Below are 15990 nucleotides of genomic sequence, written 5' to 3' on the forward strand. Positions count from 1 at the left end.
CGAACAGAGTCAATGAATAAAAACGGGTATACTCATCATTAATAACCTTATGCTGAGGATAAATATGCAAATTGAAACGCTTTATGATGTTATGCAATGGACTAAAAATATCCACCAACAGCTGCATGTGTTTGCGGCACATTGCGCACTGGAAAATGATAGCGAACGTAGCGAATTACTGCTGGAATATATTTCATCGCACGAGCAGAAAATGGCACGGGTCATCAGACAGTTCGAAGATAATGGCAATAGCAATGCACTTAACACTTATTGTCGACATTTCTATGAAAAAACGGCCATACCTATTCATTTAACAGGTGAGCATCCGTTTGAAAAGATGGATACGGATGAAATAGCAATAGCCACACTTGAATATCATAAAAATATTGTTGGACTGTTTGAATATCTACAAAATTGCAGTTCTGCACCTTCCGTAACTGAATTTCTTCGCAATATACTATCACTTGAAGAAGCTGAAAAGCGGTTGCTGGCACGTAACATGAAACAAATTGACGATTTATAGCATCTACAGTTCGAGCAGGCTCTGTATTTATTCAGTAGTTAAGAAATTAACTCATCTCAAGCGTTGATGGTAAACTGATATATAGCGGGATTAGCTATATAATAGAACTAGATGCGTTAAAAGCCATATTGAAATCTAGTGAGAATTGATATTTAACGTTAGTCATATCAAGTGCATTTATTTTGTTGATTTAGTGTGATTTATTATTTTTGAGATTTGTGAGCGACTACATTGATACAGTTTGTACGCTATCGCACAGACGCACTTTTAAAGAAAGTATAAGTTTAGCTATAGGTTTAGATTGATATATCTTCAACTAGCAAGATTTACATAAACCAATATGGCTGCGGTTATTTAATCTAATGCTTTGTGAATGTGACTCGGCTACAGCATTAGTCCACAGTTACAAATAGTTTGATAATAAAAGTAATTCGTAATGAATTTTAAATTCACGGTAACATGCTCACAATGGAGCACGCTCAAAGATATTCGCGCAAGATAAAGTTCAATATGGCAATAAATCATTCCTATATTAGAATTTATTTTCATTTTGCATCATTATTAATATCAAAATTGATACTATGTGCTTGATGTAAAGCATTGCCAGTGAAATCTTACACTAATAAATCGATATTACTTTCCTTTAACCTAGTTTTACTAATGCATTTGCTCATTAAGATATTCACTAAAAATCAACCCTGGCTCCGAGCTGATTATGAGCATTTGTTATTTAAACAATATATCAACCACTTCAAAAGGAAATTGACCATGAACAAAGACTTGGTAGAAGGTTCAATAAAAGATGCTGCAGGCAAAGCGCAGCAAAAAATAGGTGAGATAGTTGGAAACCCCAAACAACAGGTGAAAGGTGTTCAGAAGCAGATAAAAGGTAAAACTCAAAAAACAATGGGTAATGTAAAAGAAGCGGCTAAGGATGTCGACAAACATAGTTGATGTAAGAGGCTTTACGATTAAGTAAGCACCTTAAGCATAAGGTATGACTACTTTATGTGATTTTTTAAAAGGGTCTTAGTCTGTAGTGCTCAAGTCATATTGATTAAGATTTCTGGTTCGAGTGATATCCATAATGTCTAGGAGACTCTCATGACGGTAGGAACAATATTATTGGTTGTTTTGATTCTGATGCTGATCGGTGCGGTACCGACGTGGCCACACAGTAAAAGCTGGGGGTACGGACCAAGCGGTGGATTAGGTTTGGTGGTATTTATCCTCGTTATACTCCTTCTACTCGGTAAAATTTGAGTTATAAACCCTAAGTGATGTGATACCTCAATATTGAGTCGTCATTTCAATGTAAACAAATAATGAGTGATGTTTTTAGTCGTTTAGACATGACTGGCATCGCTCGTTTTTCTAGCACAGCAGTGCTCGCGATACTGGCATTGAAATGTCCCATACTGCTAAATAACTTTACACGTGAGATCGCTTGTTAAGGCGTCGTCCTTACGATAATGATAAAAGTCACTAAGCCCGTAGTGATACACTTTGCACGCGAGTATTCAGCAAGGTTGTACGAAGTGAGCTAAATGGCGAAATAATACATGCAGAAATGGGTATTACAACAACGGCAGCCTAGTAACTAAAGACGTTTACTCGTGCAAATCGCTCGCACAAACAACCAGATTGAATGCTTATTTGTGAGCAATAGGTGTATCTGTAAATAAGTAATGTTTTAGCTGTTTATCAAAGCTTTGGTCTTGTCTCCTTATCCATTCCTGTAGCATTGCAGCATGTTCTTTCTCTTCGTCTCGATTATGTTCAAGTATCTCTCTCAACTCATTATTCTTGCACGCATCAACTCTTTGGTTATACCAGTCTACCGCTTCGAGCTCTTCCATCAGTGATGTAAGTGCTCTGTGCATGTCCTTGGTTTTATCTGTGAGTTCAGTGATGGATTCATGAAAGCCTTCATTCGACATTGGGAGTTCCTCGCTAAATGCTGATGGGATCGCTCACTATTGAGCGACTATGATAATTGCAGGTGATTGTCTTAACGCTATTTTTAACGAACAGACGATGAATGCATGATTCTGCGACATTGACCTTCGAGTGTCTGTTCGATGCCGTACTTAGTCAGAGATTTTTAGGCGGCTAGCTTAAAAGGATTGGAGAGGGCGTAACAATTCTGCTGCCAATATTGGGTTTAGTAGGGGGTATTACGTTTTGGATGTTGAATAGTGTAGATGTTCTGGAGTTTATTTAACTAAATCAAAAGTATAGAGGCAATGGAGGACATGACTATGTGTTTTAAAGACGGTTTGATTTAATTTTTTATTGATAATTGGATTACTAACCAGGCGAATAGATCAAATGCAGAATAAGAAATGGTACACCCGAGTGGACTCGAACCACCGACCCCTACCATGTCAAGACGTTAATATTCATTAATTAGATAAAAGCCACTTTAGCATTGTTTCAATAAATATATGTTTTATATGGCTAAAATTCAAATTAAAACTCACTTTGCTAGGTGCTTTGGCGTATTTTCAAGCATTTATTTACTTGATTTCGGCACACTTTAGGCACAATCTGTAAATGTCATTTTTGACCACTATTCCATCAAAGGGTAGGTTTGCAGATGAATCATCAAGTTGAAACCATACGGCGCGAATTGGAAAAGCTTCTTGAAGGTGTTCAATTAGAGAGAGTCGACTTGAAGTTGACCACTCTTGATAAAGATGTGGAGGAATTTGCTAAGAGCTTTAATTTAATTAGCTCATTGAAACCATGCTCAGATGATTCATTCGAATCGCCAGCGACAATTTTACTCGATGCCTACCAGTCCCCCTTTTTGGTTTATAAAACCGAAGCAGGACATTATCGGGTGTTATCAGGTTTATTAACTTTTCAGAAGTTATGCAAGGCCAAATATGCTAAAAATGTGGATTCAAGCGTCCCTTGTTTAATCCTGTCTCGAAGACCCAAGGCGCAACTGAGACGATTAATTTTAATGAACGATGTAGTGAGGCCGCTGTTAAAAGAATTTGTGGATATTAGCGCCGATACAATTAACTATACATTGCCCCATTTGTTTACGAGTGTAGATCAGCAATCAGTATTTTTTTCCCCCGAATGGCAGTCATTATTCCCGTCGATTAAAACAAAGACTGAACTATGTCGATGGCTACATATCAGTACTAAATCGGTGAAGTTAAAATGACAATACTTGAACAAAAAGTCCTAAAACACATAGAAGGCTATTGTAAGATAAACGCTATAGAGATCGATGCCGAGACCATTTTAGCTGATCTCCATGAGTTTTTAGAACGGGTCAATGCGCCTGATGATCTGAGCGCTTTTTTCCAATTAATTGTGTTAATTACTCGTGTGAATAATGTTTCTACTGAAGTAGCGAATTTTATTCAAAAAATGCTGTGTCTTGCGCCTTACATTTATAATGCCTTCCATGCACACCAAATGGTAGTGAACGATTTATCAATAAACAAAGAGTTTTATCGAAACACGTATCGTAAGGGATGGTGTCATGAACGCCCATTTTATGTGCTTTTGATCTGTTCTTGGAAATATAAGGTTGATTACCATTCCTGTGCGTTACTTGCCGCCTTCATCAAGCAGTATTTTGATACCCTTGACTCGCTGACTGATCCTGAATTTGCCACTAAAACGACATCAAGAGAAGAGGAAGCATGCAGTAATTTTCGATTAATGATGGAATTAGGAGATAAGACGTTCGACGCTAGTCGAGTACACATATTGAATTCTCATCTTGATAGCCCAGAATCAATAGCAGCTAATCTCGATAGCATTTTTGCTGGAAAATATAGCAAACTTAATATTTATCCGACGTCCCATGTTAGAGTTCTGCGCCATTTTTTTCGCAATAGTTGGTGTCCCGCCATTAGCCGTACTCGTGGACATGGCGATAAAGATAGAGGACCCAAGAGATATGGAGATCCGGTTACCGACCCCATAGTGGGGACTGATGATGGTTTATCTGCGATATTGCCACAAGATAATATGATTCCAGATAGCGAAGGTCTGGACGAAGATGATTTCTACCCGTCGCAATCATTTGTGATGGCTAATGCTGATATGTCGGAAAAGCGAGACAGAACGGCGTTGCTTGACGTTGCAATTAATTTTAATCCAATGGTTAAGCACCGGACTGAAATTGATGTTACTAACCGAGTAAGACGATCTCATAACATCGGCATGCAAAATACTCAGTTATTGATGCCTGCCGAACTCTACCTGCTCGCTAAAAAATTATTGGTTTATGGCCGTCGCGGATCAACTCGAGAAACCGCAATAATTCTATGGACTATGCTGATTCTCAGTAAATCGGTTTCAGAGGTCAAAAATCTGTGTGTGTTTCGTGATTTGTCATCTAAAAAACAAGGTCTTTATATCGATCCTAGCGGAAATGGATGGTGGTGTTTTCCTCTATCGCACTCAACAGGACCTCGTCTGAACCAAATAGGGCTAAGAAAAACGGTTGAAGATGTCTTTACTGCGTGTCCAAACTTTTTGGTTAAATTAATCACCATTCACATGGGAGCACGTTTAGTCGGCAATCTTATTGAGGACGTTGACGTTGAAAAAATTGAGTCTAAATTGGCCCAAAAGCTGGCGAAAATTTCTGACAACTCCGGTGGTGGGCGTTTAAGTCTTAAAAGATTAACCAACTTTGTATGCAATTACATCAACTCTACAAATGTGATAGATCCCATTTATATCGATTTTAGTTATGCAGTTAATATGTATACAACTCGAGTCGCCCGCAGTTATTCAAGTGTTCGAGATCAAAAACGCTGTGAGCAGTTATTGCATTTTTGGAACGATGTTGAAAAGGGGATCTCCGTTTACAGTGGTAACCCACTTACAGTCAGCTTATTTGAGTTGAGATACTGGCAGCAAGACGAGCAATATTTGGGCTCGACATTTACTCCTACACAAGCCACTATTCAGCAATTGATAATCCATTTATCTTTGCAAACAAAGGCGTTATTCCCAACACCTCAACACAGGTTAGAAGATATTTTAGCCTATCATAATGCATTTGTAGCTTACACTGCATGGATGTTGCTGTTTGGTACCGGCTATCGTGCGGCTTGGAATCCATTACCTACCTTGGCTTTGTTTCTACCTTCTTTTAATTTGATGGGAATAAGCGACAAAGACGATAGCGACTTTACTCATTCACGTATTGTCGCAATCCCATCAGTGTTAACGGCTCAATTAGTCGAATATCGAAGGCACCTTGGCTGTTTGCGCGGATTGTTGCGGCTATTAATGCCACAATTATGCAGCGAACTAGACAATATAATCGATGTTGATCGGCAAGTATTAAGCTATGACAATTTACAAGCCTCAGCTTGGTATACAAAGATAAGAAACTCCCGAAGTCAACATGGTCCATTTTTTTTCTTTCAAAAGCAAAAGTCAGGAATTGTTACCCGCAGCTTGTCTCCTTCACAATTAATTAGCGTACTAAAGGAAAAAAACTCTATACCAGCCAATGCAGGTCGTCACTGGTTAAAAAGTAGTTTATTAGATCAAGGAGTCGATCCTGAGTTAATCAACTTTCAAATGGGTCATTGGCAAGCTGGTGAAGTACCAATAGGAAATTACTCAGCGTTAAGCCATATCGAAGCCATTAATGAATTAGTGCCTATCTTAGATAAGTTATTCAGGGAGGTAGGATGGCAACCACTAAAGTCAGTGCTTTCATAATCCAGCTATCAAAAGAGGGGAAGCTACATCCATTATACATAGAATGCCGCACCGCATTTTTAAACAGCATATCGCCATCTATTGCTGTAAAAAATAAAAAGTCAGAAAAAATTGAAAACGAATTTTTTGCATCCTATCACAATCTGCTCGGGCATCTAAAAAAGGAGATTAAACTTTCTGATAACGCTTTTTTACCAGAAGAGTTAGAAAACATGCTTGCCGCATTGAAGCCTGAAGTGCTAAGCAAACAAGCACAACTTCTCATACTGCAATCTATACTCAACTATGCCAAAAAGTTCTTAGACATAGACTCGCCAAACATTCCTTCAATCATCACGTTAAAACGTGATAAACCGATGTTGACCCCGGTAGATTTGACAAAATTACCCATAGTCGAGCTCATTAACACTCAATTAAGCAGGGAGTTGATAGCGCCTCATAGAGATTTAGATGACAAGGCTACGTCGGGGAGACTATTACTCGTCTTATATTACACAGTGAACATAGAGAAAACTGAACATTTACAGCTTATGGTTGAATACCCACAGGACATATTCTACGTGGGAGGAATTTGTTATTGGCAATGCCAAAATATCAAAATAAATTCGCCACGGTATGTGCTAAGTGATATGGCTGTCATGGCTTTACAGCAATGGCATAATGTGCACCATAGCGCGTCTTTCGCAATAAAGCCCAGTCAGTTCAAAGCTGCTTTAGTACATTATCTTAATTACGGATCGTATTTCGATTGGTCAGATATATCACTATTGAAGCTAAGGGTGCTGCGACGAATTGATAACGTCCTCCGTTATGGCCCGGTTCAATATCGTATGTACATGTTACCTGGCGTTTGCCAGCCATTGCCCACACATGCGTTTGTACGTATCCTGACAGGAAAAGTTTATGCAAACGCCGAACCGTACCTTTCAGAAGCCATTTCTGATAAAACCAAGGCTTTTCGTGATTGGTCCGTTGTCACGAACGAGAAAACTTCTTTTGTGTCGATGGAAAAGACCCTCGAACAATTAGATAAGGTATATACCGAGCTCTGTAAACTTGTAGATAGCAACAAACCTCGAGCCGATTGTCTTGGGGCTATAGCAATCATTCTGGATCAACAATCATCTAAGAGTAATCCATACTTTTGGATTTTATGTGCATGGCTGTATTCGTTACTAAAGACAGGTGGTACGCACAAGCGGCGGCTAAAAGTCTCGACAACTATTGATTATGTCAAAAGTTTAAGCCGGCCATTTCTAATCATTTTTTGCACAAGCGATATTTACTTATTGTCTGGTGAGGATTGGGCTGAGAAATTAAATGATGCTGCTGACCATTTTTCTTCGGCACAGCGAAAAAAATATATCTACTATTTTGCGCAGTTTCTGAGTGATTCAGGCTTTGTTCGAGATTTATGTTTATCTGATATTGAGGTGTTTGGGAGCTCCAGTGAGGTAGATAGCAACCTGATTTCCCATGAGCATGTGCAAGTCATGTTGTCCTATTTAGATCATCAATCGGCACATTGTCCGGCGCACCACGATGCCTATTTTCTTTTGTGTTTCTGTTTTTACAGTGGATTACGTCGAAATGAAGCCGCCAAGTTAACCTGGGGGGATTTTACATTCTCTCTGACTGAACCAACCCATAACGACTTTGATTATGTTCAGCTTTCAGTGAGACCTAATAAACATAGGACATTAAAAACGACCTCCGCCAGAAGAGAGTTACCTTTAGACGCTTTGTGGCCGAAAACGGCATTGAGTAAGTTGCGATACACTTATCGAATCATCCATGGAGCAGGGGCTAAGAATAGCACCTTACTATTTGATAATCAGAGAAGAGTGAATCAGGCTTATGACTTAATAACAGACTTAATGCGTCATTACACCCAAGATCAAAGTTTACGTGTACATCATTTACGACACAGTTTTGCTAATTGGACCTGGTGTCGTTTGAATGCCAGCATCATAGATACGGGCAGGCGACATTTGACCTTGTTCAATGATGAGTTTTTTGATGAAAAGTATCTAAAAAGGTTGCAAACTCGTCTTTGCTATAGTGATAACACCCGCAAGAAAATGTTTATTCTGTCTCATATGATGGGCCATAAAGACGTGCAATCGACGCTAAATAGTTATCTTCATTTAAAAGACCTACTGTATTACCTGCAGCACAATTCGCGCTTTGAACTGACAAAATACTTTACATCAGAGTGCGTGGGTCGTGTGACACTGCAACCTCTTGAACCAGGATTGAGTCTAGCTGAACGCATAACGTACTACACTCAGGACGTAATGCACAAACTTGCCATTAAACCAGCTCAACAAACAGTCAGCCTAGTGATGCCAAGTTTAGCGAACTTCTCTGTCAATATAAAAACAGACTTAACTATCAGTAGTTTAACTTGGGCCAAAGCATTAAATGCGTTACATACATCATCCACCATCGAAGTTGCCGCGCACTATGTGGTTCCATTAGAGCAATTACAAAAGTTACTCAGTAATGCCGAGACTATTCATAAGAATTATCCTCGCAGAGGTAGGCACTTACCCTTAATCCCTAAGTTTCCGCGTATAGACGTTTCAGTTGTTAACATCCAACAAAATAAACATTTAGCTAATTCAACACGTGTGTTTATCTTTTTATGTAATAAATTGGATAACAACATTGGTGAAGGTTCATTGACCTTAGAAAATATTCGCCTAGGGGTAGAAATTTTGCGGTATGCGGTTCCCGGTAAAAATTACGCCTTACGCTGTCCAGACGCAAATATTTCAAGAATGTTTATCCGCCTATGTCAATTGTTGGATTTAAAAGCCAGGCATTTAAATTTTCGCTATCATAATGCAAACCTAACCCCTGAAAAGTCTAATATTATCCAGGCTAGATGGAAGAAGACGCTTATCGAACATGGTTTCAGTGACACTAAATTTGTCGTTGCTAGTGAGAGTGAAGGGCTTTATTTAGGCAAGCATGATGGTAATGGGTTTCTAGAGATAGCCGTAGTTAACAATTCATATAAGCGAATACAAAGACATCAAAGCATATTCAGTTTTTTACATTTGCTGCTTATTTTGAGCTATTGATGTAGATCTTTTTTGAGGTTTATGTCAACGAAACTCTGATGGAACAGTTGTTACATTAGCATTTTTTATCGTCATTTATCGTTTTTAGTTGACAACTGCATTGAGCCCAAATGAATCAGAGCGAAGATTTTGGTTAGATTTTAAAGCCGTGGCCAAAATTAGTGTGCCACTACAATCTTCGGCCTGAGCCGTGATCTTTTGCAGCTTAATCTGACAAAGCTGCATTTGTTCCGGCGTCAGCTCTGTGCCTCGCCAGCATTCGGGAATTGTCATGCTAAGATGCCAGTATTCGGCACTTTTCAGCGTGAGTGCGACCACCATATGGATCGGCAAGCTGCCGATGATGATATCGCCAGCTGCGATGGCATCTATATCAAGGTGGGCGATCTGCTGTCCCTGAAATCCTTGTTGATTTAACCAAGTCTGTGCCCCCGGATGGCGGCTCACCAGCCAAATACGCTTATTCAATAGTTTGCTCCATTAACAGGTGAAGTCCAATTAGCTTGATATGCCAGTGGAGTGCCAGCTTGGCTCCGGAAAGGCCGCAAAACGACGGCTAGCCTATTGACCAGTCCGTCCAAGTTGTGTTGCTCGGTGGCCTGCGTCACGATTTGGTTTTCGCAGACGGCAAACTGCTGGTAAACAGAGTGCCGTTTGAGCCGCAGGCTGTGGTGCTGCGCCGTTGTCAGCGCAAAGGGCTGGCTGCGGTTGAGTGGCTCCATTTTAATCGTACAGCGTAAAGTCATCGTCATCACCAAAGCCCCAAAAGTCCACCAATACCACCGATAACGCCGCCAACCACAGCGCCAACCTTGCCCGCTACTTTACTGCCCAGTGCCGCACCATTGGCCGCACCTGTGAGCGTGCGGGTGAGAACCCGTGACAGCGAGCTTTTCACCTCTGTTTTTGACTTGGTTGAGAGATTTTCTGCAGGCACCTCTTTGGCAACCGAGACTTTTTTCTCATCCGGCAGGGAGAAAATAATCTCATCCACCAGCTTTGTCAGGCCGAACTTCTCATCGGCCGACACAGGTATCACTAGTGAACGTTTAACCTGGAAGTGGGTCGCAACATTGGCGGCTTTCAGTTCTATGTTCTTTGCCTGAGTTGGGCCAGGAAGACGATTTTCACCATCCCATTCACGAAATGGCTCAATCTTATCAACCTGATTAAGCACCAAAATAAAGGGCTTGTCTTGTTCTAGGTGCGGTTTGACCACATGGGTATAAAAATCTATGTCTACCGAATAGGCGCGGTCATCGGCCTTCAGTACCCAAAGAACCACATCCAGCTCAGGTAATAGCTTGCGATAGAGCTCGGAATATTCTTCATCCCGTTGCAAGTTTTCGCCGACACCGGGCACATCCAGCAAGATGATACCCTTGCCGTTATCCATTTTCAGCATCACTTCCTGGGGATCCCGGGTGCAAGCTTCGATATCTGAGACCGCACAGATGTATTTGCCAAAGAGTGCATTGCACAGCGAAGACTTGCCGACACCTGTCTTACCGAAGACTCCAATCCTTGGCCGGTAGTTAAGCATGCTGGTAAATTTCTCCCGGATCCGCTCGGCTTGCTCTGGGGTAAAATGGGTGTCCACGTCTCGAAAAATCTCAAAAATGTTATTCATCTTGTCTTCCTCGTTTCAAATATAAAAAGGGTTTTCCTTGCGAGTTGGCCTGCGGCTGCGGGCCAGTCTAGCCTAGCCAAACATGGCCTGCAGACTTGCTTCTGCTTTGAGGCGGTGGCTTTCTGTCACATGGGCAGCAACCGTAGCCAGCGCGGCGGAGAGTACCGCCAGATCATCGGTCAGTCCGATGACGGGGAGCATGTCCGGGATGGCATCGATAGGGCAAATCAGGTAGCCCAAGGCTGAATAAATCACGCCCTTGGCCCAGGCTGGGGTCGAGGCATCCGCCGCTGCATAATAAAGCTTCAACGCCAGCAGTAATGATTTGCGCCCGAGGCGCTTCATATATTTGGCTAGACTTGACCAAAACATCGGGGTGCTGAACTGACTGCTGTAATTGGGTGTTATCATGTGGCTTACCTCTGTGTCTGCGTCGATGGTGAGGATATTAACCTCTAGATGTAGAAGCTATGGCTCAGACAAACTTGTCTGGTTTTTCCGGGTGATGAACTCGATGGCGTATACCAGAATCATCACCTTGCCAGCTTCTTGTCACTCGATTCTATTGAGTGGCTGCGATAGGAAGGATATTAACCTATAGATTTACAGGTGAAGGCTCAAACAAACTTGTCTGGTGTGGGCAGAGAACATGGGCTTTGGCGGTGAGCATAGCTGTCGTGGCACAGGGGAAGTCAGGGGTAAGCAGGGCTGGGTTAATCAAACTAAGGCCATTTGTTGCTATGGCCGTGCTGGTTTTCTGCAGTTAAATCCTTTTGTGCAGGGCGGGTGTCGTTAGACTAATAATTCTTGCTGAAGACACAGATATGCTAGGTCTTAATCCCTTTGTGCAGGGCTGGTGTCGTTAGACAACAATGGCCAACCACTGTGCTAAAACTGTAAAGTCTTAATCCCTTTGTGCAGGGCTGGTGTCGTTAGACCTTATAACCCAAACGCACACACTCAATCACATGCGTCTTAATCCCTTTGTGCAGGGCGGGTGTCGTTAGACACATCAGCAAGAACGTAGATCACCTAAGGTATACGTCTTAATCCCTTTGTGCAGGGCGGGTGTCGTTAGACCCCTTACCGCCCAGAATGATGCTGTGATTAAGGCGTCTTAATCCCTTTGTGCAGGGCGGGTGTCGTTAGACTTAAGAATGATCTTAAAATCAAATCCCCAGCGGTGTCTTAATCCCTTTGTGCAGGGCGGGTGTCGTTAGACCGGCTTCTTCATCGAGAAGGCCCTCCGTTTGTAGTCTTAATCCCTTTGTGCAGGGCGGGTGTCGTTAGACAGCAATGGTTCAGGTGAAGCATTAAGCCGCACTCGTCTTAATCCCTTTGTGCAGGGCGGGTGTCGTTAGACTGAAATTCCTGGATACGAAGCGGACGACGTCATGTCTTAATCCCTTTGTGCAGGGCGGGTGTCGTTAGACATCAAGAACGCTTTCCTAACACCGTACGTGAAGGTCTTAATCCCTTTGTGCAGGGCGGGTGTCGTTAGACTGGTAACGAAACACATGCAAGCGTTGATCCACACGTCTTAATCCCTTTGTGCAGGGCGGGTGTCGTTAGACCCGTGCAGAAGAAGAAACAGTAACTGAAGCACAAGTCTTAATCCCTTTGTGCAGGGCGGGTGTCGTTAGACGCGTTACTTGCGTCATGTCGTTCGGTTCTTGGAATGTCTTAATCCCTTTGTGCAGGGCGGGTGTCGTTAGACTCAATGCACTACACAGTTCTGTTAGCTCTGTATGGTCTTAATCCCTTTGTGCAGGGCGGGTGTCGTTAGACAGCAACACACACACAAATTAATGCTGATCGTTATGTCTTAATCCCTTTGTGCAGGGCGGGTGTCGTTAGACAAGAACAGTTCCAATCGTTCCTGTCTGCTTTAGGTCTTAATCCCTTTGTGCAGGGCGGGTGTCGTTAGACGCAGCCGTAGAAACGCTTAGCTGGGTAGTATCGTGTCTTAATCCCTTTGTGCAGGGCGGGTGTCGTTAGACCACATTGGATACATTTACTCAGTCATCGTCACCAGGTCTTAATCCCTTTGTGCAGGGCGGGTGTCGTTAGACGGGGACGTATGGGTGATATGGCAGATTACTTCTTAGTCTTAATCCCTTTGTGCAGGGCGGGTGTCGTTAGACTTAGCTCAAACATCCTAAGCCTTACAGCTAGCATGTCTTAATCCCTTTGTGCAGGGCGGGTGTCGTTAGACTAGAATGTCCCCATTTCTTCAATGCTGTAGAAGGTCTTAATCCCTTTGTGCAGGGCGGGTGTCGTTAGACGTCGTAAGTATACCAGACGAGTTAGTTAACATTAGTCTTAATCCCTTTGTGCAGGGCGGGTGTCGTTAGACCAGACTATAAAGACCCACGCGGTATCCGGCTTTAGTCTTAATCCCTTTGTGCAGGGCGGGTGTCGTTAGACAAACCATGTCACGAAAAATCCTTATTCTGGGTGGGTCTTAATCCCTTTGTGCAGGGCGGGTGTCGTTAGACTTAAAGGGATTCCCCGATGGCGCGTACATTGAAAGTCTTAATCCCTTTGTGCAGGGCGGGTGTCGTTAGACATGGCAACTGGGATAATTCGTTTAGTTCCAACGGGTCTTAATCCCTTTGTGCAGGGCGGGTGTCGTTAGACCCAACACCTACTGATCCATTCACTGCGCAGATTTGTCTTAATCCCTTTGTGCAGGGCGGGTGTCGTTAGACTTAAAATCGCAACATCAAACATTAAAATGGGCACCGTCTTAATCCCTTTGTGCAGGGCGGGTGTCGTTAGACGTAAAAGTGTTGAGCTAGACACTTTAGGCACTGTGTCTTAATCCCTTTGTGCAGGGCGGGTGTCGTTAGACAAGAAGAAATATTAACTCATTGTTTTTACGAAGGCAAATATTGCCTGAAACAGGTGTTTTAAACAACCTCACATTTGACAATTTAAGCATAAATTGGGCCATAAAGAAAACCCCCTCTGTATTATCAATATCTTATCTCTGGTTAGATTTTATAGGCTGATATTTCAACTTCCGACATATTTTCGCCTGGTTCTGCTCGTCATGGCAGGCAGACAAACTTGTTTGGCGACTTTTTTATCGCCATTGGTAGCACACTCATGTTGATGAATACCGTTGGAACGTAAAGGAGTGGATATGAGCCTGATGATTTTGGATGAGAAAGATTACAACTTGTCGGTACGTGACGGCATGCTGTTGTGTGACCACCCACAGAAGGGGCATAAGAGTTTGCCCTGGGGGGCGCTGACCCAAATCTTAATAGGGAGGCAGGTCAAGCTGAGTTCAGATGTGCTGCTTGCCTTGGCCGAGCATGAGATCCCGGTAATATTTATCGATGGAAAAGGGCAGCATCCGGCCTGTCTGGTAGGGCTGCGTCCACCTGCCAGTGATATTCGCCTTAGACAATATCGGGTTTGTGATCATGTTGAGGTCAGGGACAAGCTTTGCCGGAAGTTGGTGAGCATTAAGGCACAACAGCAGCAATGGGCATTGCAACAACTGGGGTTAGGGTTACCAACAGGTTGGGATAAACAGGTTAGCGTGCTGGTAGAGTCAGAAAATTTGATGTTACAGGAGGCAAGGTTGTCGCACCTGTATTGGCAACAGTGGTCGCTGAAATTCGGCCCGTTTGGCTTTCGCGGTCGAAACCGACGACCGCCCAAAGATCCGCTCAATGCGCTGCTGTCATTGGCGTCAGTTATGGAGGATGGTCTGCATTGTAAAGCATTATTGGCTGAGGGTTTAGATATTAGTCTTAGTGTCCATCATGCTGTTGGTTATCGCCGTCAGAGCCTGATCTGTGATACCAAGGAACTGACCCGAGTATGGGTGGAGGTGTGGGTGGCTAAGTTGTTTCTGTCGGCAATTATGAGTGCCGAACTGTTCAGCGTCAGCGAGGCAGGCTGTCGATTAACGCCGGCGGGGCAGATCATTTTCTATCCGGCGTGGCATCAGTTTGCAGCTAGCCATGAGGTGCGGGTTAAGCGAATTGCCCGTATCGTACGCCGCACTATAGCGCGTGAGGCTAGCCTATGACGAATAAACCATTGTGGTTAGTCAGCTATGATATCGCCTGCACTAAACGCCTGCGGCGGGTACACAAGTTTTGTGCCAGTAAAGGATGGGGATTACAGAAGTCGGTATTTGTATTGGCTGCTTTACCTAATGAGCGTCAGGAATGGTCGCAGAAACTGGTGGCCATGATAGATGCTGAGCAAGATAAGTTGTTGTGGTTGCCTTTTATGCCCAATGGACAGAGTTTTCATCTGGGGAAAAAGGATGAGTGGGTAATCGTGCATGATGATGCGCGTTTGAACGGCTTTGTGTTTTGAGTCGTTCGGCTTGCTATACACTCCTATGGTGACTTATGCCCTTAACGCGGGAGTCAACTGCGGTGAACCTAAAGCGATTTTGACTTTCATCAATTGCTGCACAAAACGGCAATAGTGGTAGCTGTCGGCATCGTGCGGTGTAATGGGTTTGCCCAGTAATTGCGCCACTAAGCTACTGTGGATGATGTACTTGTGGCCATCGCAATATTTGAGTACAAAGCGTTCGGCTTTTTCCGATAACTCCATCCAGCAGTTAGGCAGATCTTGCTTGATAATCAGGATCAATGCCGCTTTACCTAGGGCTTGCAGGCCTTGGTTGATGCCCATGGCCACCAGCTTGAGTCCCTTCTTTGCCTTGTAAACAGTGACAGCCAGCAGTTGCTTGTCTTGCAGCACTAGCTTCCAGCGTACCGTGGTTTCCAGCAGTTGCTGGCGTGAAGCAAAATGCAGTCCACCGGGGACATCGGCATAACTGTCCTGTAGCAATTGCCATACCTGTTCGAGGTAGTGACGCATGGCACTTTCGCGGGTCAGCACACGTGTTTTCATAATGAACCTCATGTTGAATAGCGCTTCTGCGTACGAAGCAACTTGAATGAGGCTTATGTTAATGGGGATAACCGTCGGCTGACGGTAATACAAGTTTGTCTGTTGGTTGGGTTGTGGCAGGTGTTATTCAGCGATAAAAC

Annotated in this window: 14 protein-coding genes and 1 CRISPR repeat array; of the genes, 8 read left to right on the top strand and 6 right to left on the bottom strand. The window is 43.2% G+C overall.

Annotation, left to right across the window (positions count from 1 at the left end):
- Window positions 1-64 precede the first annotated feature (64 nt).
- The 3 genes from DYH48_RS09140 (at window position 65) to DYH48_RS09150 (ending at window position 1786) form a co-directional block, all read left to right on the top strand.
- Window positions 65-523, top strand: a complete 459-nt coding sequence (locus DYH48_RS09140; RefSeq protein ID WP_115334578.1) for a hypothetical protein — start codon at window positions 65-67, stop codon at window positions 521-523.
- 768 nt (window positions 524-1291) lie between these two features.
- Window positions 1292-1477 (top strand): CsbD family protein, encoded by a 186-nt coding sequence (locus tag DYH48_RS09145; protein ID WP_115336116.1) that lies wholly within the window; start codon window positions 1292-1294, stop codon window positions 1475-1477.
- 150 nt (window positions 1478-1627) lie between these two features.
- Complete coding sequence (locus DYH48_RS09150; RefSeq protein WP_006081661.1) at window positions 1628-1786, top strand: DUF3309 family protein; 159 nt, start codon at window positions 1628-1630, stop codon at window positions 1784-1786.
- Between the two features lie 389 nt (window positions 1787-2175).
- Here the strand turns inward: DYH48_RS09150 and DYH48_RS09155 are convergent, their stop codons facing one another.
- Complete coding sequence (locus tag DYH48_RS09155) at window positions 2176-2463, bottom strand: encapsulin-associated ferritin-like protein (RefSeq protein ID WP_012587635.1); 288 nt, start codon at window positions 2461-2463, stop codon at window positions 2176-2178.
- 659 nt (window positions 2464-3122) lie between these two features.
- On the opposite strand from DYH48_RS09155, the gene DYH48_RS09160 reads away from it, so the two are divergent.
- Genes DYH48_RS09160 through DYH48_RS09170 form a run of 3 tightly spaced genes read left to right on the top strand, consistent with a single transcriptional unit; the run spans window position 3123 to window position 9327 of the window.
- A complete protein-coding gene (locus DYH48_RS09160) occupies window positions 3123-3704 on the top strand; it encodes a hypothetical protein (RefSeq protein ID WP_115334579.1) in 582 nt (193 codons plus the stop codon).
- Complete coding sequence (locus DYH48_RS09165; protein WP_115334580.1) at window positions 3701-6238, top strand: site-specific integrase; 2538 nt, start codon at window positions 3701-3703, stop codon at window positions 6236-6238. Before DYH48_RS09160 ends, DYH48_RS09165 begins: the two co-directional genes overlap by 4 nt.
- Window positions 6208-9327 (top strand): site-specific integrase, encoded by a 3120-nt coding sequence (locus DYH48_RS09170; protein WP_115334581.1) that lies wholly within the window; start codon window positions 6208-6210, stop codon window positions 9325-9327. Before DYH48_RS09165 ends, DYH48_RS09170 begins: the two co-directional genes overlap by 31 nt.
- Before the next feature lie 84 nt (window positions 9328-9411).
- On the opposite strand, the gene csx16 is transcribed toward DYH48_RS09170, so the two are convergent.
- From csx16 to DYH48_RS09190, 4 genes are all read right to left on the bottom strand, one after another.
- Window positions 9412-9795 (bottom strand): CRISPR-associated protein Csx16, encoded by a 384-nt coding sequence (csx16, locus tag DYH48_RS09175; RefSeq protein WP_218565649.1) that lies wholly within the window; start codon window positions 9793-9795, stop codon window positions 9412-9414.
- Window positions 9792-10073, bottom strand: a complete 282-nt coding sequence (locus tag DYH48_RS09180) for a hypothetical protein (protein ID WP_147287766.1) — start codon at window positions 10071-10073, stop codon at window positions 9792-9794. The genes csx16 and DYH48_RS09180 overlap by 4 nt, the downstream gene beginning before the upstream one ends.
- A 5-nt stretch (window positions 10074-10078) precedes the next feature.
- Entirely contained in the window at window positions 10079-10957 is an 879-nt protein-coding gene (locus DYH48_RS09185) for a GTPase family protein (RefSeq protein ID WP_115334583.1), read from the bottom strand.
- A 72-nt stretch (window positions 10958-11029) separates the two neighbouring features.
- Entirely contained in the window at window positions 11030-11368 is a 339-nt protein-coding gene (locus DYH48_RS09190; RefSeq protein WP_115334584.1) for a YkvA family protein, read from the bottom strand.
- Window positions 11369-11718: 350 nt separating this feature from the next.
- Window positions 11719-13811: direct repeats of the CRISPR family, unit length 37 nt; unit sequence GTCTTAATCCCTTTGTGCAGGGCGGGTGTCGTTAGAC.
- A gap of 294 nt (window positions 13812-14105) precedes the next feature.
- Between DYH48_RS09190 and cas1 the strand changes: the two genes are divergently transcribed.
- Together cas1 and cas2 are read left to right on the top strand one after the other, a co-directional pair.
- Window positions 14106-15005, top strand: coding sequence for a CRISPR-associated endonuclease Cas1 (gene cas1, locus DYH48_RS09195; RefSeq protein ID WP_115334585.1), 900 nt, complete (start codon window positions 14106-14108; stop codon window positions 15003-15005).
- Window positions 15002-15301: a CRISPR-associated endonuclease Cas2 gene (gene cas2 / locus DYH48_RS09200; RefSeq protein ID WP_115334586.1), complete on the top strand. Its 300-nt coding sequence runs from the start codon at window positions 15002-15004 to the stop codon at window positions 15299-15301. Before cas1 ends, cas2 begins: the two co-directional genes overlap by 4 nt.
- Before the next feature lie 33 nt (window positions 15302-15334).
- On the opposite strand, the gene DYH48_RS09205 is transcribed toward cas2, so the two are convergent.
- Entirely contained in the window at window positions 15335-15850 is a 516-nt protein-coding gene (locus DYH48_RS09205; RefSeq protein WP_115334587.1) for a hypothetical protein, read from the bottom strand.
- Between the last annotated feature and the right edge of the window lie 140 nt (window positions 15851-15990).

This window comes from Shewanella baltica, assembly GCF_900456975.1.
GTDB classification, from domain to species: domain Bacteria; phylum Pseudomonadota; class Gammaproteobacteria; order Enterobacterales; family Shewanellaceae; genus Shewanella; species Shewanella baltica.